This is a genomic window from Pseudoalteromonas citrea (assembly GCF_000238375.3).
Classification (GTDB): domain Bacteria; phylum Pseudomonadota; class Gammaproteobacteria; order Enterobacterales; family Alteromonadaceae; genus Pseudoalteromonas; species Pseudoalteromonas citrea.
The window spans coordinates 291,526-315,251 of record NZ_AHBZ03000023.1; the positions used below are offsets into that span (position 1 = coordinate 291,526).

Sequence of the window (23,726 nt, forward strand, 5' to 3'; positions counted from 1 at the left end):
TTTTTGTCCCTGCGCCTGTTTTTTTATTGTCTCACCGACCAGCTTGGGCATGGCCAAGCCTTATATTTGTCATCCTACTGAGTTTCCTTTTTCAATTACTTGGAGCTAACCATGTGGCATAAAACATTTGCAGGCTTACTGAGTGGACTAATCGTTATGATATTGGTGCCTAGCAGCATCAGCTTATTACTTCCTGATTATATTGGGGTGGTACTGGCTTTAGGGCTTGTATTAGCGCTCAGCGCATGGGCTGGCATTATGACCTGGTGCTATGCAGCAGATAACAGCAAGCAAGCGTGGTTGAGGGCTGCCAAGGCGTCAGTGCCTACCATTCTCACTTTTATTGTCATCTTTTTCACTGCAGCGGGGCCTACAGCATGAATAAAAGTACTTTAAAAAACCTAACCCATGCACATGCTTGGCTAGGGCTTATCATCTCTGGTGTGTTAATGATCGTGTTCGTCTGCGGTTCATTATCATTTTTCAGATATAATATTGTGCAATGGGATAGCCAATATCATGCCCCTGCGCCACTTGCTGGAGAAGTCGCATCTGTTGCCACCATCCTAGATAATATTAGCGCTAAAAATTACAATATCCCCACGCATCACAACTTACTTATTTCTTTACCTACGGACGAACAGCCCTATTATTACACTGCCTTTGAAACAGAAACAGACGATGGACACCATCAAGATCACCAGCTTAACTTTGATGCTAATACTGGCGAACAGCTGCCAGTAAACACCGAGCAGTTCTATCTAAGTGATATGCTTTATATGCTGCATATCAGTCTCTTGCTGCCATATGGTACAGAAATAGTCGGGGTGATCACTTTGCTGTTTTTTGTCATGGTGCTATCTGGTATTTGTATGGTGTTAAAGAAGCTAGTTAGCCATTTTTACCAATATCGTCTCAAAAGAAATAAAGATACCTACCTTGATGGACATACCTTAATTGGCATTTCTTCTTTACCATTCACATTCATTTTTGCACTCACTGGGGTGATGTTTAATTTAAGTATTTTATTACAAGCAGGATTTGGCTTTGCAGTGTTTAAAGGGGACATTCCTGCCTTAATTAAAACCGCTGGTTTTTTCGATTTACCGCATGTTGAAGCCTCTGGAAATTCCATTAGTCACAACTCAGTGGATATAATCGTACAAAAGGTTCGCGCCGACTACCCAGAGCATAAAATAGTCGTAGTAAATTTGTATGGCGCGGGTGATGAGAATGGCGTAGCTGAAATTAGATTACAAAAACACCACGATTTAATACCGACAACCCATGTCACCTACGCCTTAAAAGATGCGACTAAATTGGCAGACTATAATGCGATTGAAGCGCCCACAGCAGCCACATACACAACGCTCAGCAGCTTACACTTTGGCGAGTTTGGTGGGATCACATTAAAGTTTGTCTATTTCATTCTCGGGCTAGGTTGTTGTTACCTCATTTTATCTGGCAACCTTATCTGGCTGGAAAAACGGGAAAATAGTCGTCAGCAAAGTAAGAGGGGGTTAGCCTTTGTGAAAGGTATGACCTTAGCACTCTCAACAGGGACTTTAATTGCCGTGGCGTGTAGCTTTGTCGGAACACGATTTGCCCCGCTAAGTTGGTCTCGCACCGAACTGCTCCCAACCTTGTTTTTTTGCGCGATCGGGATCAGTCTCATACATGCCCTATTTAATAGCATGAAACGTCAAGCCATTCGCCAAGCTATGGTGCAGCAACTCGTATGTGCCGCAACCCTATTTGCTATATGTCCCCTGTATGACCTAATACAAATTATCTCTGGTTATACACCTTATGCCTACCTTCAACTTGATGTACTTCTTGTTAATGGCGCACTTATATTAACTGCACTATTTTGCTTTTTCCTGGGGAAGTATCAATATGCAGCAAGACCAAACGCTACAGAAGAGTCGATGGATCTAACTCGTTCAGTCAGTTAATTTAAGCAATAAAAATAGGGCTGAATAACAGCCCTATTTTTTCGCTTTAAATTGTTAAAATACTTATTGCACTTGTGCAATTTCCCATACCGCAATTGATCCTGATATTTCATTGCCAATAATGAGTAAAGGCTTACCGGTAGCGCTTTGCTCTGCCGGCACAAAAGCCATTCCTTCAGGTGCTAAATCACCAGATATATCTTCGCCTTCGAGTGTCCCTCGATTATAAAAATAATCGACAAACTGCACATCATACGGGTTCGTGATGTCATACATCATAATACCGCCCATACGCTCTAAGCCTACAAACGCTAGCTGGCGATCACCCACTTTACCCAGAGCCAAAGCTTCAGGTTCAGCGCCTTTGGCATCTGAGCGAGTATCGCCTTCGTTTTCATCTTCGTCGTTATTAAATGCGGCGCCATGTACTGACGCAGTAATGCGGGCTATTTGGTCACCTGAATCAAACACCACCAGCCCATTGTCGTCCCAAATTGTAAATGAACGTGCACCGTAGGTATAAAGTTGCTCATATGCTCCATCATTATCAGCATCTCCTTGCACAGTACTCACTTTCAACCGGCCGATGTCATTATTATCGTTATTCACGTAAGAAAAGTTGTTCGCAAGTGTCAGATCTTTTGCACGAATTTCATCGGTATAAGCCAAACAGCCATCATCTTCATCAAACTCTAAACCGCCTTTGTTCATACAATCAGCTTCATCAACGGTGTTAAAAAAATACTCTCGGCCATCCCCTTCATTGGCTGTCACAATGAAGTTTGCACCTTTCCATGTAAACGCTGAAATAGTATCAGGTTGGTACATCCCCATTAAACCGGGGTACTTGTTAAAATTCATACCGCCATCTTTGTCAGACGCATCGAGCATAAGTTCTGACCAATCTTTAAAACCAAGCCCCATTACCTTCATACTGTTATCAGTCAAATCAACAATCGCCATGGCGTTGTTTTCTTGAATTGAAACATACGCATAGCGATTATCTTTAGAGATAGTCACGTATTCAGGTTCTAAGTCCATAGCCACGGATGTCTGTATTAGCTTGCCATTTATAGTCCGTCCGGTGGGGTTTGCAAATACGACCCCTTTTGACTCTAATTCAGCTTGTTTATCATTGTACGCTTGAAAGTTGAGTTCAGTGGCTGCATCAGCAATAACGCCGCCAGTAACATCAATAATGCTTATGCTTCCTTCAGGATCAACACTGTAATCTCCGGCAGGCTCTCCTTCATTGGCTACCACAACCTTTTTACCATCATGGCTGAATGTCACCATATCGGGCAGTGCGCCCACAGCCACGTTTTTAATAAAGCTGGGGGCATCTCCTGAAATATCATAAAAAGCAATATGGCCATTTTCACCTGTCACCTTTGCCGCCATAGCAACCGCTAATAAGTGCGCGTTTTCGTCTATCGCGATACTATTCGCATCCCCTGGCGTATGTTCGTTTAACATCAGCGTTATAGCACTCGCCAAGTTGGTATTCGTCACCACGCCTTGTGCATTAGGCGTCAATGCTTCATTTGCGAAACTTGTCGCTGGCAAAATATCAATCACAGCCTGCTCACCCGAACTATTAATGGCATATATCCATTGCTTTTGTGCATGGTAGGCGACTATTTCTGCAGCGCCTTCTGGACTTTGTGCGTTTAGTACACCACGTCCTATCAAGCTTACTTTGAGGGCGCTCTGTGCATTTTGACCCGCTTCTCCGGTACTTCCTTGTTCGCCAGCTTCTCCTTGCACTCCAGCAATGCCATCATCGCCATCGAGCACACAGCCCGATAAGCCTGTTATTAAAGAAAGTGTGAGTAATGAACGTTTGAACATAAAAAGCCTTCGCGAAAATTAAAGTTATTTAGATGTACAGTTCACCACAATACTATGACTGAACCGTGACGAGGGCGTTCTAACCCTTCGTATTTTTATGGTAGCTGATAAAGAAAAAGTCGCTATTCTTCGCTGTTTCCTATTTCTAAACAAAAAAATTTAGATACAATCGTCATTCAAATAATAATTATAAAGGCCCAAGCCACTTATGCCGTTGATCTATTTATTCGTAATACTTGCAGCATTCATATTAACGGGGTGTGCTAAAACGGTGCCTGATGAATCTCACACGCAAGAACCTGAGTTCAATCATACGTCGCGCACCATAATGGATAAAACGTCGAACGAGGTCATACCGAGTAAAGCCGCTTTTATTGACCCAACCCAAGTGGATGATGTGTGGCAACGTATCGCGTTACAGCTGAGTTTTGCTCCTTCACAACACCCTAGTGTACAAAAGCGAGTTCAGTGGTACTTACAACACCCCAACTACATGGATGAGATCAGTAAACGTGCAGGGCCTTTTTTGCATTACATCGTCAGCGAAGTCGAGAGAAGGGAATTACCCATAGAGCTGGCACTTATGCCATTGATAGAAAGTGACTTTGATACCAGTGCCTATTCACATAAACATGCATCGGGTTTATGGCAGCTTACCCCTTTAATTGCCAAGCATTATGGCATTAAAATAGGCCCTTGGTATGATGGCCGACAAGACGTAATAGACGCAACCAACGCGGCTTTAGACTTTCTTAGCTACTTACATAAACGCTTTGATGGCAACTGGTACCATGCCATTGCAGCTTACAATACCGGTGAAGGCCGCGTTGCAAGAGCCATCCGTAATAACCTCAAGCAAGGTAAATCCAGTGACTTTTTTAGCCTAAAACTACCAAAACAAACGCGTCATTATGTTCCAAAGTTACTTGCAGCTGCAACCTTGTTACAACAGAAGAAAATGAAATTCCCTCGCATTGCTAACAAGGCCGTTATTGATATTCTACTATTAGAGAATGGCGTGATTTTAAACGATTTACTGACGTGGCAATCACTAGAAAAACTCAACCCTGGCTACACTCGATTCCCAGCTTTACTCGATGGGCCGACTCATATTGTCATCGAGAAAAAACATACATCACAGTGGCACAGTTATATTGCGCAACAACCTAATATGCCATCAAACCAATGGCAACAATACACAATTCAACCAGGTGATAGTCTGAGTGTTATTGCTCAACGCCATTCATTAACTGTGGCGCAGTTGACAACATTTAATCAATTAAAGAGCACACGTATTCGTGCGGGTAAAACGCTGTTGTTACCTCTTTTAGCTGACAAGAAAATCGACTATTCGGTTAAATCTGGGGACAGTTTGTGGCGTATTGCACGCACCTTTAATGTCACCGTCAGTAAATTAAAGCAGTGGAATAACTTGTCTAAAGAAACCTTACAAATCGGCAAGCAACTCACAGTGTTTTTAGCACCCTTATAAAGGCAGCAGGCATATAAAATGACAATAAACACGCAGCCACCAGCCACATCAACATCACATACGAATAAAACCGTAAAAGTGAAACATAAACCCCTTTTAACGCGCTCAAAGCTTAATACCATGTTAGCTTTGTGTGCCATTGCAATCTCAGCCGCCTCCTTTTATGCCACCTACTTGCAGGCTAAAGCATCTCAGCAACAAGTTGCCGCAGCAAATCGACAACTCAAAGCCGAAACATGGCCGTGGTTGAAAATGGGTTACTCCAACTTTGATGTGAATGAAGAACAGCAAACAATCAATATGAATATTCAGAATTCGGGGACCGGCCCGGCAATGATCCACTATATCGAATACGAATACGAAGGAACGCCGCATTACGACATACTAGAATTGCTGAATGATTGCTGCAATTTAAACGCTTATCAACAAGCTCTCTCTGATATAGAGCTTAAAAACACAGACATTAACTACCGAAATGCCTTTGGCTGGTTAGTATCAAGCACGACAAACAATGTTTTATTAGCCGATGGTGAAGTTTATAATGTATTTACCATGCAAAAAACAAACTTCAATAGCAGCCTTTGGATGCAAATCGACAATAACATTAACAAGGTGAACGCAAAAGCCTGTTATTGTTCAGTTCTTAAAGAATGCTATACGGTAAATCAAACCTCTCATATCGAAGAAGTCCCCCATTGTGACTTGCCCACATTATCAACCCAAATGAGCACCTATGGTACAAAAACACTCTGACTTTATTGCGAATTTAAAACAATTTGAAGGAAAAGTTGATCACTTATATTTAGACAGTCGCGGGAACCCGACCATTGGCATTGGGTTTATGATGGCAAATGTCGATCAGTTTTGTGCGTTACTAATGCATACCAAACAGCATAAGCCAGCAACCAATAAGCAAAAGCGCGATGAATACCTCCGCTTGTCTCAGCTGCCTTCAGGCTACAAGGCTCAATGGTATAAAGCACAGTGTCAGCTATATTTGCCAGAGCAACAGTGCGATATCGTTTTACATCACCATCTCGGCCAATTTGAGCGAGAGCTTGCTGTCATATTTAATCGTAAAAATGGCTTTAAGCAAGAGTTTCACTCACTACCCAACCCAGTTAAAAGTGCCCTACTCGACATGGTATTTAATTTAGGTAGCCATCACCTTGCTAACCATTGGCCTAAATTACATCACGCCATTAAACAACAAGATTGGCAACGAGCTGCCAAAGAATGTCATCGAAAACACATACAAACCGAGCGTAACAAACAAACCGCTCTGTGGTTTAAATCTGCTGCCAGTGATACACGCAGTTATTCATGGGTAAAATGGCTAGTGCGTAAAATATTGAATCGCAAATCGCTTTTTGGTAAGTAAATAAGGCCTAAAGTGGGTTGAGCACGACCTCTAGTCGTGCCGTATTTTTATAAGCAGTCATGCTGTTTCTGGGCCAATAGCAAAAACGCCAAGTAAGCTTATGCTACTTGGCGTTTTTATTTGTTTACGCAAGATCTTAATATATTAAATTAACTGCTTTTCCCATTCTTATCAGCTGAAAAGTACTTCCTGCGCAATAAATCATGAATAACGAGCTCTTGTTCACGTCCATACGCTTTAAACATACGGTTATTATGCATATGTAAGATAGAGCTTAATAATGAGTCTCGGGTACAATTAAGCGCATTACTTGCGATCAATGCATTGAGCTTGGCAACGATAGGAGATGCTTGTGTTTGCCATTGCTCCAATAATACCAATAACGACCGCTGTAATTCATCACACTCACCCTCAGATGCAACATGTAACTTCACAAAGTCATCGTGCAGTTGTGTTTCATATTCACGATATCGATTACCGAGCTGCTTTCGTAATATACTGCTCTCATTGAACTCACGACCAAAACCATCACGTAAGCCGCTAATTAAGGTTAATCGTTCTTCAGCTGAATATTCAAACAACGTTAGCAGCCTATCTGTACAATTGAGTGCAATACGCCAACGCACGCCTTCGCCATGTTCATCAATCAGTGCGCATGCTCTGGCTATTAACGCACTATCTAGCATAAACAATGACTCAACCAACGCCATTGATTCTGGACCACCATAACGTTCCACTTCACGCTCATAGGTCATGAGTTCTACTTTATGTAATTCTCCAGACTCAACCATAGGGTCTAATAAGGCATTAAGCTTTGGCAATAGCTCACCGCAAAGCTGGCTTGGCTCACCATGAAAACGCAAACGTAAATGCCAGTCAGGATCACCATAACGAATGAAGAACCATTTATCATATAAGTCAGCATTTTCTTCAATTAATGGCAGTAGCTGCTCACTTAATAATTGCTCTACTAATGAGTTGCCTGAATATATTTTTAAGCTGAGCCAATTTGAACCTGCGCTAAAACGGCGTTTAATTGGCGTCGCCATAATATTTGCGAGCGGACTATCTGCATAATGACTTAATGGCGTCGCGGAGTGATTAAAAAACGGTACAATGATCTCATTGTTGTAATGTTGCCCTTGGGCATCAACAAAGCGAGACTTAAATTGCTCATGTAACACTTCTTTTAATTCAACACGCGGTTGACCCTTAGTTTCCGCAAGTAAGATCTCAAACATCTCAGCACTGCGTAAATCTAAGTTTAGGACGTTATCTGCCATCGCATAGCTCACTTGCGGATCGAGCTGATACTTTGCCAATAGCGCATCGAGCTTCACGCGATCGAATTGACCTTTTTTACTCACTTCCTCGAATTGCTTTCTATCTATACGCCACACCTTTTCACTCAAAATGAGATTGTCCAGCATAATACGCGGTACAAACGCAGCGCGTGCAGTGCTGCTAGGCATACTAAAGTTAGGAGCTTGTCCGTCTTGATGTTGCATCATACATAAGAACTTATAGGCACTTAGACTGCGGTTCGAATAATTATGTGCACATGATAAACGCGGAATGACCTGTTTATTTAAACGTTTACTCCACAGTTTTACCTTTTGCCCTTCTACCCAAACATATAAATCACTTAACGGGATCTGATAGTCAGAGTCTAAACTGCTGTCTGCCATAAAAACAATTTCATATTGGCGTAAATGTGGTCGCGCGATCACGTTACCCGGTCGCCCTTCAGGCATATGCACAACTTCAGCAAAAATAACCTCAGGTGAATGAGCTTGCTCTTGCTCCAACTCTTTAATCACATCTAGTTTGAGAGATTCGTCTAAATGACAAAAACGCCCCAGTAAATTAGCAGAAGAAGGACCATAACAGCCGTTCCATTGCATAATTGGGTTTTGTCTATCATCTTGATACAAGCTCATCATAGCCGCAAAAGAGCTCGGGTACTTCTTTACGGCTTCTTTATTTGTGATCTTCGCTTTAAGCTCTTTGCTCTTGAGTGTAATACTCGTTAGGCTACGGTTTTCCGGTAAACTGATCGCCTCTTCAATAATAGTATCAAGCATACTCACTTCTGGCGCATTGCCATTAGATGCGCCACCGCGCACCAAATTAAGGCCTGCAACCAATGGGGCCTCGTAACCCGTTTCATTTGAAATACCAATGCCTGACTCATCATCTAAAATCACATCCAATGGCACAAACTGGCCTTCAAAACGTGCATTAAACTTAGTGACGAAGTTACTCAACGCGCTGGACTCAGGCGATAAACTCAATCCCGACAGTAATTCAATTTGCTTTTGAAAACGCTTGATTTCCATTTCACTGAGCTGACAACTCTCAAAGCTGCGATAAACATCTGATTGAAAAAGTTTATTCTCTTGCGCCTTAACCGGTAGACTCTCTAAATGCGACAATAGCTGCTTGTATGGCGTGATATTTCCCGCTTTTTGTTCATCCAACTGATCTATTTGTGCGAGTGCCGTCGCTAAATGATCAGCAGCTTCATGTTCTTCAATCCCTTGTAAAGACTTTAAGAGTGCCAAATCTGGAGAATCGCCAGTGAGCGGTAAAGGAATGTTTGCAATCAACATGCCCTCATCGATCAAATCTTGAATATACGCTTCAACCTCTTCTTGATCAGCTTGCGCATATTCACTACAAAACGCAGATACTAAGCCATTAAAACTCATACCTGGTCCTGCTTTTTCAAGCGCGAAACGGAAATACTCATCACTTTCAACCGCACTCAAGCGATATTGCATACTGTCATCAGATAAATATGTTTCTATATAACGACACTGTTCAGCTACAAAGTAATGCGAAGAGTTAGGTTTATATGTCATGGTATCTGAGCGAGAGGCGTGCTTGATAAAATGCTCTTTTAGCGCAGACAAATAAAACATATCAAGCCGAGTTTTACGAGCATCTTTAGTGTGAACACTCGCAATGAGCTGAGTGTTATCACCTACCTGACCTTGGTGAATGCCAGAAAACAAACCGAACGGCGTTGGCCTTGAGCTCATTCTGATCATGTACTTAAGTAATGCTCTAGCGACCTTTTTACCCTGCTTCGACTCAGGCTTTGAGCGCCATTGTTCAATTCGCTCAAGTAGTGAGGGGCTCGCTAAATAAACCGCTTCTTCTACACCTGGGGTGTCTAACCACCCCTGTAATAAGGTATTGATATCTGCCTCTTCATTGGCAAATGCGGTTAAACTCTCAACAGGGAGTCTAGGAATTCGTGCAACAAAAAAAGTACTGCTTTCTACAGACTTTGTTGCTAACGAATTGTTCTTATGATTATTATTTTTATTCTGCATTTTCAAACCTTAAGATAATAACAAGCAATCAGTCCAACTTACATCGTCTTCTAAGAACCCGATATATGCTAAACCAATACCCGCATACCCCATTAAAAAGCTAAAGTCTTCATTGTGAGATTTTGATAAGCCATTGTAAGAATAAAAAGACTCCATGCCCTTCTCATCGTACTTGGCAAGGCTGTAATCTAACCAAGTATGTGTGGCCGTTTCCAGTGCGGGATGCGGCATTATATTGTTCAACATTTGATAAATAGTGACCAGCCCCACAGAACCATGGCATAAGCCTGCGTCTACAATGTGGCCTGACTTATCATCTCGTGTCGTGGTATGGACTGCAATTTCCAGCGCTTTGTCAACATAACTCGGTCTATCTAGCGCTTTACCAACGCGTGCTAACGTTAACGCAATGGTCAAATCACCATAGCACCAACCCAATCGCGATTCAGATGCTCCATCGGCAGAGCAGCCAAAGCAAGCAGAATGCGGCTCAATGCTCTTATTTTGCTGCTCTAGTAACCAATCAGAGGCACCGAGCAGCAATTTAGTAACGCGTTCGCGTAATGAAGGAACATTTACAGCGTGGAGTAACGCTGCAATGATACCAGGTACGCCATGTGCAAGACCTAAATTATATTCAGCACCCGTGGACTTCTTGGGGTTCTCTCTATCATCTCCTTTATCAAAACGATAGACAGAGTCTAATGGTTGAGACCAGGTTATTTGCCCATTGTCCAATTCAGTCGCGTTGCGCTCAAAGCCATCAACGATGACCTCATATAACTTCTCTTGGTCGCTGAACTTAGCACGGCGAGATGCGTAAGGCGTATACCCAGCCAAACCCAATACCATTTCGATTTCACCATCCCAAGGTAAGCTGCCCAGCGCCTGAACAAACAAACCATCAATATCATCTAATAAATCGTGTTCGTAATCTTCTGCATTCGCTTGATTAAAATACTCAAGTACCCAAGCCTGACCCGCTAACCCATTACTTAATTCAAATGACTGATCTGGTAACCCTTGTTGAAGGCGATCTAAGTGTTCTGCAAACACCTCCTCATTAACAAAACTAGAATCTAAGCGGTGTGCATTATATAGGAAAAGTAATTGACCAGCTAACCCACTTAATAATCCATTGCTGTTTTCTTGTTTACAGTTAGAAGCTACTTTATTCGTTAATTCTTGAATAATTTCTTTAATTTTTGTAATTTTCACTTCACTAACATCTGATGTACCAACCATCTTCATCCTTAGATTAAGTTAACTTACCTTATACATAGCTATAAGGTACTTAATAGCACTTAACAATTCAACCTTAAGTAAATAAATTTAAAGTCACACAAATAAAAAAACACTTGAAAAACCAACATTTCCAGTGCCAAGTTATTTAAACCCACCTAGGGTACAAATAAAAAGGAATATTTATAATGAAATTAAAACTAAATAAAAAAAGCGTTAAAAAGCTTTCAAGTGATGTAAAAACAATGCCAGCGGGTATGACACCACAAGTCGCAGGTGGTCAAGCAGGCCCTGATAGCAGCTACCCAGCTCCAGGAAGAACTATTAACTGTTACACTGGTAACCGTTATGGTTTTTGTGCTCAACACGGATGCGTAGAGCCTTAATATTAATAAAAAAGGTGGAAAACTATTCCACCTTCAATAAAGAATTAAAAACTTAACTTAACCCATCCCCCACCAAAAAAGACGTTAACATTAAGGTTTATTTACTTTAAATCATGTTGAAACTTGGCCTTAAAGCGTAGAATAAAAAGATAAAACCTCTTCACCACATTGCTTTAACGGTTGTATTTATATAAATAGAAATTATAAAACCTTTATACATTACACACTCAAAATAAAGAAAACAATTAATCTCTCACCCCACATATAAAATAAGACAAAACCCATTATTAATTGCAAGCTTTACTTATACTTATAGAGAGGGTTGGAAATTAAAATCAGCTTCAGCGTATAAAAAACATTAAACAAGTAAAAACCCAAGTGAAAATTATTAAAAACCGCCTTTATATCAACCAAAAACCTTTAAAATAAAAAGTTTATAAAAGGAGCTAACTAAAGCTTCCTTTTTAATAACAAACATTTAAATCAAGCCTCTTCGATATGCTCAACTTTATATTTCTGTAATTTTATTTCTCGATCCGCCGAAGCGATAGTTTCTTTTCTGTGTGCAATAATGACCCGTGTTATTTTTAAACGTGATACTGCTTCGTTAATATCTGACTCTAGAGTGGTGTCTAAATGGCTGGTTGCTTCATCCATAAATAGTATTTTAGGATCTTTATATAAAGCCCTTGCAAGGATAATACGCTGCTTTTGTCCACCAGATAAACTGGAGCCCATATCGCCAATTAAACTATCATACCCCATTGGCATAGCACTAATATCATCGTGTATTGCCGCAAGATCAGCACAATAAACAACCCGTTCCATATCTATAGGCGTATCAAAAAAGGCGATATTATCAGCCACAGAACCCGACAATAGTTCATCATCTTGCATAACAGCGGCTATTTGTTGTCGATATTGACGCGCACCAATTTGATCCAGTGCAACTCCATCAATTAATATTTCACCGCTTTTAGCTTGGTTTAAGCCGAGCATAATTTTTAATAACGTTGATTTACCGCACCCTGATGGGCCTGTAATTGCTACAGACTCACCAGCTTGAATCGTTAAATTGAGATTATTTAGCACATTAGGCGTTGCATCCGAATAAGCAAAACTAATGCCTTTTAGCTCAATACCCCCTTCAATCTTATGGCTTTTGGTGTTGTCCGGCTGAAGCTCTTCTTTGTCAGTCAGGGCAATATCAGCAATACGATCAAAGTGTAAACCTAACATTTTAAATTCTATTAGCTTTTCTATCAGGTTTGCCGTTTTATCCATAAATTGACGCTTATAAGCCATAAACGCAAAGAGCATTCCGGTACTGAACCCCCCTTGGATCACCAAATGTGCCGCTAAGTAAACAACAACAATATTTTCAATACCAAACAAAGCTCGGTTAATTGCATCGTAACCAATTTGGAAATTACCTAAACGAATATTTTGATTAATGGCATTAGCGTAGCGATTCTGCCACTGACCTTCCCGTTTTACTTCAGAGCCAAACAGTTTAATGGTCTGAATGCCTCGAACGGTCTCCATAAAGTTTGAGTTTTCTTCCGCACGCGCCATGATCTCTTGCTCACTAATGGTACGAAATGGCTTGTACATAGCAATTCGTACCAATGCATAAGCAATAACAGCAACTAAAACCACAACCGAGAGTGTCGGACTATAGAAGAAAATCATGGCCAGTGTGATAATTGCCATCAAACCATCAATAATCGCTTCAATAACCCCTGTGGTCAGCAATTGCTTAACCTGTTGCAATGACCCAAATCGAGAAACCACATCTCCCATATGACGCGTTTCAAAATACGACAATGGCAAACGAACTAAATGATGAAAGAGATTTGCACCTAACTGAATATTCATCTGATTACCAAAATGCAGCAGAGTAAAACCTCGCAGCACATTAGTACCAATTTCAAAAATCATGACTAAAAAGAATCCGACCGCCAACACCGTGAGTAAAGAGGTATCACCAGTTAATACCACATCATCTATCACCAACTGGATATAATAAGGCGCTGCAAGGGTGAATACTTGTAATAGCATGGATAGTGCAAAAATTAAAAATAGCGAACGTTTTAACCCAGTGATCCGACTCCAAAAGTCAGAAAATTTAAGTGTTGGTGATGCCTCCTTTTTCTCAAAACTCTTCGTCGGGGTAAGTTCTAATGCAATACCAGTAAAATGGTTTGACGCTTCTTTTAAGGTGAACGTTTTCTCGCCTGCGGCGGGATCATGAATAACAATGCGCTTTTCATTCGCCTTTTTAAGCACCACAAAATGATTCATATCCCAATGCAAAATACACGGGGTTTGAAGAGCATCGAGATCTTCAAGCTCAATACGCAATGGCCTAGAGGTTAACTCCAACTTCTCTGCAAATTGCATAATATCGAGAAGTGTTGCCCCTTCCATTGAGATACTAAATTTTTGTCTTAGCGAAATAAGGTCGCTATCATAACCATGATATGCTGCCACCATAGCCAAACTGGCCAAGCCGCACTCCGCCGCCTCAGATTGCAGGATTATGGGGAGTGATTTCCTTGACCAAAACTGTAGCTTTGCTACTGGAGCTTCGTCTTCAACTTGCATAATAAGCCGCCTTTATTCTAATTATTGTCTACAGCTTATAGCTGACCTTGAATACTAAATACCGGATCGAAAAGCCAGCGTAATAAAGAACGCTCTTCAATAATAACATCCGCATCTAGCATCATCCCTGGGCGCAATGCCGAGGCTTTTCCATATGCTCTCACATGCTGATCATCCAGCGTCACCACGACTCGATAAGCGGGCTCTGAAATAATACCTGGCGTATTTGTTTCTTCTGGTAAAATAACACTGTTGCTCACTTCCATGATTTTTCCATCATATACACCAAACTTTTCATACGGAAAAGCATGGTAACGCAAGCGCGTTTGCTGACCTTCATTGACAAAGCCAAATGCTGAAGTAGGTACAAAAATAACCGCTTGCATTTCACTGTTTTCAGGCAAGACAGACAGTAAGTTCTGCCCTTCTCTCACATTTTTACCGACTTTAGCTAGCAGCCCGCTTACAACCCCTGATTTAGGAGACCGTAATTCACCTAAACGCTGTTGCTCGATAGAAGAAAGCTGGATTTGTAAATCTGCCTGCTGAGACAATAACTGTGATAAGCGACTACTTTGTTCTAGCGGGAGTTTGATAAGCTGATTTTCTAACTGCTCTATCTGACTTTGCAGCGACAGTCGCTCTGATTTAATACTTGAAGACTGCTGTTGTAATGAGAGTAACGTATCTTTTTGCCGCTGTAGTTCCAACTCAGAAATATAACCCGTACCTTTTAATGTACTGATTTGAGTCACCATTTGCTCATTGAGTTTTAACCTTTGTGCAAACGTACTGGCTTGAGAGTCTAATTCATCTAATCGCGCTAACGCCGATTTTTTTTGTTGTGTAAGTTCTGCAGCATCTAATATATCTTGTCGTTTTTGCTGCTCAAGCTGCTGTTCTAAACTTTTTAATTGAAAACTATATTGATTAAGTAAGGCTTGATTTAACTCAACGGCATGCTTACTGTGCTTTGCAGATGCAATCCGTAAAATAGGATCCCCTTTGGCGACATAGTCTCCTTCTTTAACCAATATTTCCGAAATAACTCCGGTTTGAGATGCTTTTAATTTGAGTAAGCCTGTATTTGGCTCTATCACCCCAGAGACGCGTTCTTTACGTGTATATTTGCCTAATGATAAGAAACATAAACTCACCACCACTACAACAACGATAAGTAGTGTCAGTGTCTTAAATACAGGAGGTTGCACTAATGACACCGCACCTTCAAGCCGATGCCGCTTATTTTCCATGACTTCTTTACGAAACAGATTATCCATAAATCTACTGCCGGCCTTTTAATTGTTGTTATTGTTAATTTTTGATTAACTTACATTAATGTACCACTTTGCATATAAGAAAGGAACAAGCTTGATAGGCATGCAGTGAAGAGGGATTTCCTCTTCACAAGTTATAGGAGAGTTACGCTTTTTTTACTGGTCGTTGCCAGCCGGATAAGTTTCTTTGTTTACTGCGTGCTACCGCTAATTGCTCATCGTCAACATGTGCGGTTATCACAGAACCCGCACCGACAGTTGCACCTAATCCTATTTCAACAGGGGCAACAAGTGATGAATTCGAGCCGATAAACGCATTGTCACCGATCACCGTTTTCGATTTATTCACGCCATCATAGTTGCAAGTGATAGTCCCTGCGCCTATATTCACCTTTTCCCCAACCTCAGTATCACCTAAGTAAGTTAGGTGATTTGCTTTAGAGCCCTTACCTAAACGCGTTTTTTTCATTTCAACGAAATTACCTACGTGAGAGTCTTCTTCCATAACGGCACCAGGGCGCAAACGCGCAAAGGGCCCCAATGTGCACGCACTGGCAACTTGAGCTTGTTCAATCATCGTATTTGCTTTGATCACCACGCCATCTGCGATAGAGCAGTCTTTCAAGACACAGTTAGGGCCAATAACAACGTCATTGCCTAATGTGACATTACCTTCGAAAATAACATTAATATCAATATGCACATCTTGACCTGTAGTCACGGTACCACGCACATCAATTCGTGCAGGGTCAGCAAGTGTCGCCCCATTTAACATTAACGTTTCAGCTTGCCATGCTTGAAATGCACGCTCCAATGCTGCAAGTTGCACACGATTATTTGCCCCTTCTACTTCCATGGGATCATCAGGTTGAGCTGATGTAATCTCAACACCATCTTTATGTGCCATCGCAACGATATCAGTGAGGTAATATTCACCTTGGGCATTATCATTAGAAAGGTTGCCTAACCATCGTTTTAACAACTTACCATTGGCGGCCATAATTCCGGTGTTAATTTCTGTAATACGCAATTGCTCTGCAGAGGCATCTTTTTGCTCAATAATCCCAACTAACTTGCCATTTTCGCGAAGCATTCGGCCATAACCGTTCGGGTTGACCAAATCTACAGTCAAAACAGCTAATCCATTTTCAGGAGTTACAGCGAGCAAACGCTCAAGCGTAGAACGCTTCGTTAATGGTACATCGCCATATAAAATAAGCACAGTATCGTTATCTTGTATATGGTGTATGGCAACAGCCACAGCATGACCTGTGCCTAATTGCTCTTCTTGTAGAACCCAATTAAGGTCATTATTTACAAGCGTTTCTTGTAACTGTTCACCGCCATGGCCAAAAACCAAATTTGTCGCACGTGCTCCAAGCGCAACAGCATTATCAATAACATGCTGTACCATAGGTTTACCGGCTATTGAATGGAGGACTTTAGGAAGTTTTGAACGCATACGAGTACCTTTACCCGCAGCTAGAATAATAGAAGTCAATGCCATTGTAAGCTTGGTCCTTTTTCATATATTGATCGTTTTCATTATTGATTTTACCATATAGAAGCTATATCCATACTTTTAATCGCAACTGTCTATAGACTTATTGTAACGCTCTTCTCTGCATTAGGTAAATAACCACCTCCAGTAATGTTCCGCTATTAGTTGCGCAGGGCCTTGTTGATCAAATAGCTAACTACCAATCAATTTCTCAGTTTTAACTCTGTTGCTGATATTTGGGCATGCCTAGCCCAGTCATTTTATTTATTGCCTTCGCTTTAATCATCGTTTCTGTATGCTGACTATTAAACTGGCGACTTTTTAGCTTATCACCCATTAATTGTTTAAAACGATACATCGCCGTCTCGGCAAATGAACGAAGATGGTACCCTGAATTCACTTTCCATTGCGTTAACCCTATTTGGTGCATCATAAATACGGCATTATTTCTGGGGTGCCCTTCTTCCCAATATTGAGCATTGTCTCTTGGCGGCGCCCGCATAATCGCTTTTTTTGCTGCGACCTCTTCACAGCAACTGCGTGTATCATATGCTCCATCACCTGTCACTCTGTCTATATTCAAATCAGCAAGGGCTTCACCATCTGACACATTGACCATCGACAGCTCAGCACCCACAATATCATGACTTGTCGCATCAATGGCCAAGTGCAATTTTCGCCAAGTTCGGCGCTTAGTCGCACGATGTTTTCTCGCATGCCATTCACCATTTCCGTACACTTTAAGGCCGGTGCTATCGACTACGATATCTATAAAGCCTTTGCCTGAGCTCTTTCTATATTGCACATCAAGTGTTTTACTGCGTTTGCACAAACAGCTATAACCGGGTGATTGCAGTGAGGTATCCATCATAGTCAGCAAGGAATTTACAAAACCTTCTAAAGCCCTGAGTGGCAAATGGAATACAGCCTTTAAAGTTAAACAGGTTTCAGTTGCTAAATCAGAATAGTGATTTAAACGACCACGGCCACCGTGTTTGTCGATATTTTGCCACTTTGAGATGGCACTCTCACTTAGCCAAACATTGATGTTACCGCGTTGAGGCCTTGTTGATCAAATAGCTAACTACCAATCAATTTCTCAGTTTTAACTTTGTTGCTGATATTTGGGCATGCCTAGCCCAGTCATTTTATTTATTGCCTTCGCTTTAATCATCGTTTCTGTATGCTGACTATTAAACTGGCGACTTTTTAGCTTATCACCCATTAATTGTTTAAAACGATACATCGCCGTCTCGGCAAATGAACGAAGATGGTACCCTGAATTCATTTTCCACTGCGTTAACCCTATTTGGTGCATCATAAATATGGCATTGTTTCTGGGGTGTCCTTCTTCCCAGTATTGGGCATTCTCTCTTGGCGGTACCCGCATAATCGCACCTTTTGCTGCGACCTCCTCATAGCAACTGCGTGTGTCATATGCACCATCACCTGTCACTCTGTCACTATTCCTGCGCAATGGCCTGATTAAATCGGCAAGGGCTTCTCCATCTGACACATTGACCATCGACAGCTCAGCACCCACAATATCATGACTTGTCGCATCAATGGCCAAGTGCAATTTTCGCCAAGTTCGGCGCTTAGTCGCACGATGTTTTCTCGCATGCCATTCACCATTTCCGTACACTTTAAGGCCGGTGCTATCGACTACGATATCTATAAAGCCTTTGCCTGAGCTCTTTCTATATTGCACATCAAGTGTTTTACTGCGTTTGCACAAACAGCTATAACCGGGTGATTGCAGTGAGGTATCCATCATAGTCAGCAAGGAATTTACAAAACCTTCTAAAGCCCTGAGTGGCAAATGGAATACAGCCTTTAAAGTTAAACAGGTTTCAGTTGCTAAATCAGAATAGTGATTTAAACGACCACGGCCACCGTGTTTGTCGATATTTTGCCACTTTGCGCGTTGAACCAAAGCACGGTTATACTGTGACCAATTCCTAATTTTCTTCTTCATTTCAAGGCATGGGTTAAGGCATTTAATGATCTGATCACACCAAACTAAAGAAGTTCAATTATTTAGGAAACAAGGCCGTTGCACTGTAATAAATGCAAATAACTCACCCATATATTAAATTCTTCGAATTACTAGTGAACATATTTCCCTTACCTCAGTATTACGCACTCGAAAAGCGACAAGCCGGCTAATTTAAGGTTAAAAAACAAACAGTTGTTTTTCAGATATTCAACTTCATTCCACTACTTCTTCTGGTGAAAAAAAGAGAGTCCTTAGATGTGTGGTAAATGACAAACAAACTCAAAAAACAAAATTAAATAACAAAAACAGAAAGTTAACCAAGAACGTTATTCACTATTCATAAGTATTTATAATTTTTATTTTCGGGTGTGTTCGGTTTAAAGTAAATGCAATCCAAAACGGCACAACACTGATAACAATCAATGATGAGCTCAACAATAAAAATAACGATAGGAAGAGAATATGAAACTTACACTTAAAAAGAAGCAACTAAAAAAACTAAACCAAGACACATTGATCAATAAGCAACTTACTAAAGTAGTTGGCGGTGGTACAGACTCTATTATCTCTCCACCTCCAACAAGACAAAATGATATTGTCATGTGATATACCAACCTTCTACTGCAAAAAGTTATATGAGAACGATAGGTATTATAAAATTACACCTATCGTTCTTACCTCCCCCCAAAAACTAGGAAGGAATCCCTAAATGCCATTTTGGCCGACATTAGCAACCCTGCCATTAATAACAACGATTGCATCAGGAGAGATTTACACACAACAACTTTACCGAGAGTACCATTATTCACATTCATCTGGTACGTTACAACATACCGCTTATGAAGCAGGTGAATATATAAACTCCAACTCCGCAATTTTAGTTTATCGCAATGATAAAACTAATAGGCTAAATAAAATATCAGCTCTAGATGCCGGGTACATCGAATTTATTGATGCTGGTCCAGAAGTAAAGAAAGGGGAGTTACTGGCCAAAATCATTTCTACCCGCGTGTATAGTATTATTGAGTTCTCTACGATCAAAGCCCCTTACACAATTAAACAAAACGATACTTTTTGGTTCTGTTATAAAAATAAATCAATTCAAATAACCATTAACCACTATCGATACAAGCAGTTATTCGTATCTATAGATTTACCTTACTTTCCAAGTGGCGATAAATTACCAAATGGAAAAATTAGTATTTCTCTGAATAAAACCAATTGTCATCACATGGCATAAACCCTATCGCAACGGCGACAATTCTGAATCAACACATATGGCATTAAGTATGCTTTAACAGCGAAAAGAACTCTCAGATATATTAATTTCCAAAAGAGGATTGTGATTAGAAACAATATTTCATACCATCGACCAGTGCACTGTAATCCTCCTAAAAGTAATAAATAGAAACTTCCTTATGCTAATAGGGGGTCTCTATGGGTAAATCAAAAACCTACCACCGGCACTTATCATACACACAGCAACATTACGCACCTATGATGAGACAGCTGCTGAGCTATAAGCACTAAACCACTTCTGCGTAAAAGATTACATACAATGCTATATAAATATTACTTTCGCTTGTTTTATGGGCGTTGTTTCCTAAATAATTGAACTTCTTTAGTTTGGTGTGATCAGATCATTAAATGCCTTAACCCACGCCTTGAAATGAAGAAGAAAATTAGGAATTGGTCACAGTATAACCGTGCTTTGGTTCAACGCGGTAACATCAATATTTGGCTAAGTGAGAGTGCCATCTCAAAGTGGCAAAATATCGACAAACACGGTGGCCGTGGTCATTCGAATCACTATTTTGATTTTGCAATTGAAACCAGTTTAACTTTAAGAGCTGTATTTCACTTGCCGTTAAGAGCTTTAGAGGGGTTTGTAAATTCCTTGCTGACTATGATGGATACCTCGCAGCAATCACCAGGTTATAGCTGTTTATGCAAACGCAGTAAAACATTTGATGTGCAAAACTTCATAAATATCGTAGTCGATAGCACGGACCTTAAAGTGTATGAAAATGGTGAATGGCATACGAGAAAACATCGTGCGACTAAGCGCCGAACTTGGCGAAAATTACACTTGGCCGTTGATGCGACAAATCACGATATTGTGAGTGCTGAGCTATCGATGGTCAATGTGTCAGATGGTGAATCCCTTAGTGATTTAATCAGGCCACTGCGCAGGAATAGTGACAGAGTGATGGTGCATATGATACACGCAGTTGCTATGAGGAGGTCGCAGCAAAAGGTGCTATTATGCGGGTACCGACAAGAGAGAATGCCCAATACTGGGAAGAAGGACACCCCAGAAACAATGCCGTATTTATGATGCACCAAATAGGGTTAACGCAGTGGAAAGTGAATTCAGGGTACCACCTTCGTTCACTTGCCGAGACGGCGATGTATCGTTTTAAACAATTAATGGGTGATAAGCTAAAAAGTCGTCAATTTAATAGTCAGCATACTGAAACGATGATTAAAGTGAAGGCAATAAATAAAATGACAGGGCTAGGTATGCCCAAATATCAGCAACAGAGTTAAAACTGAGAAATTGATTGGTAGTTAGCTATTTGATCAACAAGGCCTTGGCTTACTGCCACAGAGAAAAAAATTTAAAAAACATAAACCTTGAATGAAAAACATTCAATTAACAAAGGTGGTTACTATTGATAACTTAATATTTTATAATCAACATTTGAAAAGGAAATTATTATGTTATTAAGATCATTACTCACAGCCGCTGTTTTAGTTAGTGCCATGCCTTCATCTGCTGCAACAAGTATATCTCGATTCTACACTTTGCATATGCATGTAGGTTGCCCTGCTGCAACAAGCTATTTCTTACAAGAGTTCCCGAATGCGACTAATGTCACGTGTACTATGAATGGTGGCGGTATGGGCCCCAGAGAATTCAAAGTAACCGGTATTATTTAACATCAAGAGGCCTACTAAAAACATATAAAAATAGTAGGCCTACTGTGGTTAAAAGCTTAGAATCATAGAAGCTAACATTAAATAACAACCATAAATCGACAACAATTATTAATTTAAAAATCTATATAAAAATCCACATTACACTCTAGTACATATAATTTATGAATTACTCATTATGAGTTATGCAGTCGAAATAAATAAAATATATAAATCACACTCGCCTTCGCCGTTGTTTCCTAAATAATTGAACTTCTTTGGTTTGGTGTGATCAGATCATAAAATGCCTTAACCCATGCCTTGAAATGAAGAAGAAAATTAGGAATTGGTCACAGTACAATCGTGCTTTAGTTCAACGCGGTAACATCAACATTTGGCTAAGTGATAGTGCCATCTCAAAGTGGCAGAATACTGAAAAGCACGGTGGCCGTGGTCGTTCAAATTACTATTCTGATTTAGCAATTGAAACGTGTTTAACCTTAAGGGCCGTATTCCATTTGCCACTCAGGGCCTTAGAAGGGTTTGTAAATTCCTTACTTACTACGATGGATACCTCGCTGCAATCACCGGGTTATAGCTGTTTATGCAAACGCAGTAAAACACTTGATGTGCAATATAGAAAAAGCGCAGGCAAAGGCTTTATAGATATTGTGGTCGATAGCACGGGCCTTAAAGTGTATGGAAATGGTGAATGGCATACAAGAAAACATCGTGCGACTAAGCGCCGAACTTGGCGAAAATTGCACTTGGCCGTTGATGCGACAAGTCACGATATTGTGGGTGCTGAGCTGTCGATGGTAAATGTGTCAGATGGTGAAGCCCTTGCCAGTTTAATCAGGCCACTGCGCAGGAATAGTGACAGAGTCACAGGTGATGGTGCATATGACACACGCAGTTGCTATGAGGAGGTCGCAGCAAAAGGTGCGATTATGCGGGTACCGCCAAGAGAGAATGCCCAATACTGGGAAGAAGGACACCCCAGAAACAATGCCATATTTATGATGCACCAAATAGGGTTAACGCAGTGGAAAATGAATTCAGGGTACCATCTTCGTTCACTTGCCGAGACGGCGATGTATCGTTTTAAACAATTAATGGGTGATAAGCTGAAAAGTCGTCAATTCAATAGTCAGCATACTGAAACGATGATTAAAGTGAAGGCAATAAATAAAATGAATGGGCTAGGTATGCCCAAATATCAGCAACAAAGTTAAAACTGAGAAATTGATTGGTAGTTAGCTATTTGATCAACAAGGCCGAGTGAAACTGTTATTTCCTGTAGCTATTACTACACTAATAAGTGCAATAATAAAAAAAAAACACCTCAAATAAACTCATCTTATATATGTATATAAGTTCGTACAAAGTCACTACCAATAACTTATAACCAGATAACATATAACAATAAATCATTGATTTAAATGGTTTTTTATTAAATTCCAAATGTTTGCACCTAACTCTTTTTTACGTCAATATGTTTCCGTCGCTTAAAGCATGCATACCTTGAACTATTCGAAATTATCATGGTAAGCCTAAAGTTTTTGCATACGAAGTCTCGATAAAAAAAGTACCGCTGTTGAATAAATAAAAATGGATAACAATATTAATAGTGTTAATAAACACAAGAATATAGAAATAAAATGGCACCCTATTCTTGTTAAGAGTGAATTTTCACTAAACACTCATTGCATGATCCAATTATCATGGTACCGATACAAGCGAATGCAAAGCTCTGATGCCAAGTTATTTAGACA

The 23,726-nt window shown here is 40.5% G+C and carries 17 protein-coding genes and 2 pseudogenes; 11 read left to right on the forward strand and 8 right to left on the reverse strand.

Annotated features, from left to right (window positions below; genetic code table 11):
* Positions 1-111 precede the first annotated feature (111 nt).
* On the forward strand, positions 112-381 hold the full coding sequence (locus PCIT_RS17200) for a hypothetical protein (protein WP_010365957.1): 270 nt from the start codon (positions 112-114) through the stop codon (positions 379-381).
* Positions 378-1,955 carry a PepSY-associated TM helix domain-containing protein gene (locus PCIT_RS17205; protein ID WP_010365955.1) on the forward strand — a complete coding sequence of 526 codons (1,578 nt, stop codon included), beginning with the start codon at positions 378-380 and terminating at the stop codon, positions 1,953-1,955. The genes PCIT_RS17200 and PCIT_RS17205 overlap by 4 nt, the downstream gene beginning before the upstream one ends.
* A 63-nt stretch (positions 1,956-2,018) precedes the next feature.
* On the opposite strand, the gene PCIT_RS17210 is transcribed toward PCIT_RS17205, so the two are convergent.
* Positions 2,019-3,806: a choice-of-anchor I family protein gene (locus tag PCIT_RS17210; RefSeq protein WP_010365954.1), complete on the reverse strand. Its 1,788-nt coding sequence runs from the start codon at positions 3,804-3,806 to the stop codon at positions 2,019-2,021.
* Positions 3,807-4,014: 208 nt separating this feature from the next.
* Between PCIT_RS17210 and PCIT_RS17215 the strand changes: the two genes are divergently transcribed.
* From PCIT_RS17215 to PCIT_RS17225, 3 genes are read left to right on the forward strand one after another with little or no spacing between them, the layout of a single operon-like run.
* Complete coding sequence (locus PCIT_RS17215) at positions 4,015-5,298, forward strand: LysM peptidoglycan-binding domain-containing protein (RefSeq protein ID WP_010365953.1); 1,284 nt, start codon at positions 4,015-4,017, stop codon at positions 5,296-5,298.
* A gap of 18 nt (positions 5,299-5,316) precedes the next feature.
* Entirely contained in the window at positions 5,317-6,051 is a 735-nt protein-coding gene (locus tag PCIT_RS17220) for a hypothetical protein (protein ID WP_010365952.1), read from the forward strand.
* On the forward strand, positions 6,032-6,679 hold the full coding sequence (locus PCIT_RS17225; RefSeq protein ID WP_010365951.1) for a lysozyme family protein: 648 nt from the start codon (positions 6,032-6,034) through the stop codon (positions 6,677-6,679). Before PCIT_RS17220 ends, PCIT_RS17225 begins: the two co-directional genes overlap by 20 nt.
* Before the next feature lie 149 nt (positions 6,680-6,828).
* On the opposite strand, the gene PCIT_RS17230 is transcribed toward PCIT_RS17225, so the two are convergent.
* On the reverse strand, positions 6,829-10,020 hold the full coding sequence (locus tag PCIT_RS17230; protein ID WP_010365950.1) for a lantibiotic dehydratase: 3,192 nt from the start codon (positions 10,018-10,020) through the stop codon (positions 6,829-6,831).
* Between the two features lie 9 nt (positions 10,021-10,029).
* Positions 10,030-11,265, reverse strand: a complete 1,236-nt coding sequence (locus PCIT_RS17235) for a lanthionine synthetase C family protein (protein ID WP_010365947.1) — start codon at positions 11,263-11,265, stop codon at positions 10,030-10,032.
* Between the two features lie 185 nt (positions 11,266-11,450).
* On the opposite strand from PCIT_RS17235, the gene PCIT_RS17240 reads away from it, so the two are divergent.
* Entirely contained in the window at positions 11,451-11,648 is a 198-nt protein-coding gene (locus PCIT_RS17240; protein WP_010365946.1) for a hypothetical protein, read from the forward strand.
* A 483-nt stretch (positions 11,649-12,131) separates the two neighbouring features.
* Here PCIT_RS17240 and PCIT_RS17245 read toward each other — a convergent pair whose 3' ends face one another.
* The 5 genes and pseudogenes from PCIT_RS17245 to PCIT_RS17265 all read right to left on the reverse strand — a co-directional run bounded on the left by PCIT_RS17245 (position 12,132) and on the right by PCIT_RS17265 (position 19,011).
* A complete protein-coding gene (locus PCIT_RS17245) occupies positions 12,132-14,255 on the reverse strand; it encodes a peptidase domain-containing ABC transporter (protein ID WP_010365944.1) in 2,124 nt (707 codons plus the stop codon).
* 35 nt (positions 14,256-14,290) lie between these two features.
* Positions 14,291-15,535, reverse strand: coding sequence for a beta-barrel domain-containing protein (locus tag PCIT_RS17250; protein WP_021032312.1), 1,245 nt, complete (start codon positions 15,533-15,535; stop codon positions 14,291-14,293).
* A gap of 142 nt (positions 15,536-15,677) precedes the next feature.
* Positions 15,678-17,039 carry a bifunctional UDP-N-acetylglucosamine diphosphorylase/glucosamine-1-phosphate N-acetyltransferase GlmU gene (gene glmU / locus PCIT_RS17255; protein ID WP_010365940.1) on the reverse strand — a complete coding sequence of 454 codons (1,362 nt, stop codon included), beginning with the start codon at positions 17,037-17,039 and terminating at the stop codon, positions 15,678-15,680.
* A 211-nt stretch (positions 17,040-17,250) separates the two neighbouring features.
* Positions 17,251-18,090, reverse strand: a pseudogene (locus PCIT_RS17260) (IS5 family transposase); the annotation flags it as partial.
* Positions 18,091-18,138: 48 nt separating this feature from the next.
* Positions 18,139-19,011, reverse strand: coding sequence for an IS5 family transposase (locus PCIT_RS17265; RefSeq protein ID WP_192992823.1), 873 nt, complete (start codon positions 19,009-19,011; stop codon positions 18,139-18,141).
* Between the two features lie 483 nt (positions 19,012-19,494).
* On the opposite strand from PCIT_RS17265, the gene PCIT_RS17270 reads away from it, so the two are divergent.
* The 5 genes and pseudogenes from PCIT_RS17270 (at position 19,495) to PCIT_RS17290 (ending at position 23,186) form a co-directional block, all read left to right on the forward strand.
* Positions 19,495-19,638, forward strand: coding sequence for a hypothetical protein (locus PCIT_RS17270; RefSeq protein ID WP_157592793.1), 144 nt, complete (start codon positions 19,495-19,497; stop codon positions 19,636-19,638).
* Positions 19,639-19,741: 103 nt separating this feature from the next.
* Positions 19,742-20,272: a hypothetical protein gene (locus PCIT_RS17275; RefSeq protein WP_010368156.1), complete on the forward strand. Its 531-nt coding sequence runs from the start codon at positions 19,742-19,744 to the stop codon at positions 20,270-20,272.
* 429 nt (positions 20,273-20,701) lie between these two features.
* Positions 20,702-21,582, forward strand: a pseudogene (locus tag PCIT_RS17280) (IS5 family transposase).
* A 171-nt stretch (positions 21,583-21,753) separates the two neighbouring features.
* The gene (locus PCIT_RS17285) at positions 21,754-21,975 is read left to right on the forward strand and encodes a hypothetical protein (protein WP_010368155.1); all 222 of its coding nucleotides are present in this window, start codon (positions 21,754-21,756) and stop codon (positions 21,973-21,975) included.
* Between the two features lie 302 nt (positions 21,976-22,277).
* Positions 22,278-23,186, forward strand: coding sequence for an IS5 family transposase (locus PCIT_RS17290; protein WP_192992824.1), 909 nt, complete (start codon positions 22,278-22,280; stop codon positions 23,184-23,186).
* Positions 23,187-23,726 lie beyond the last annotated feature (540 nt).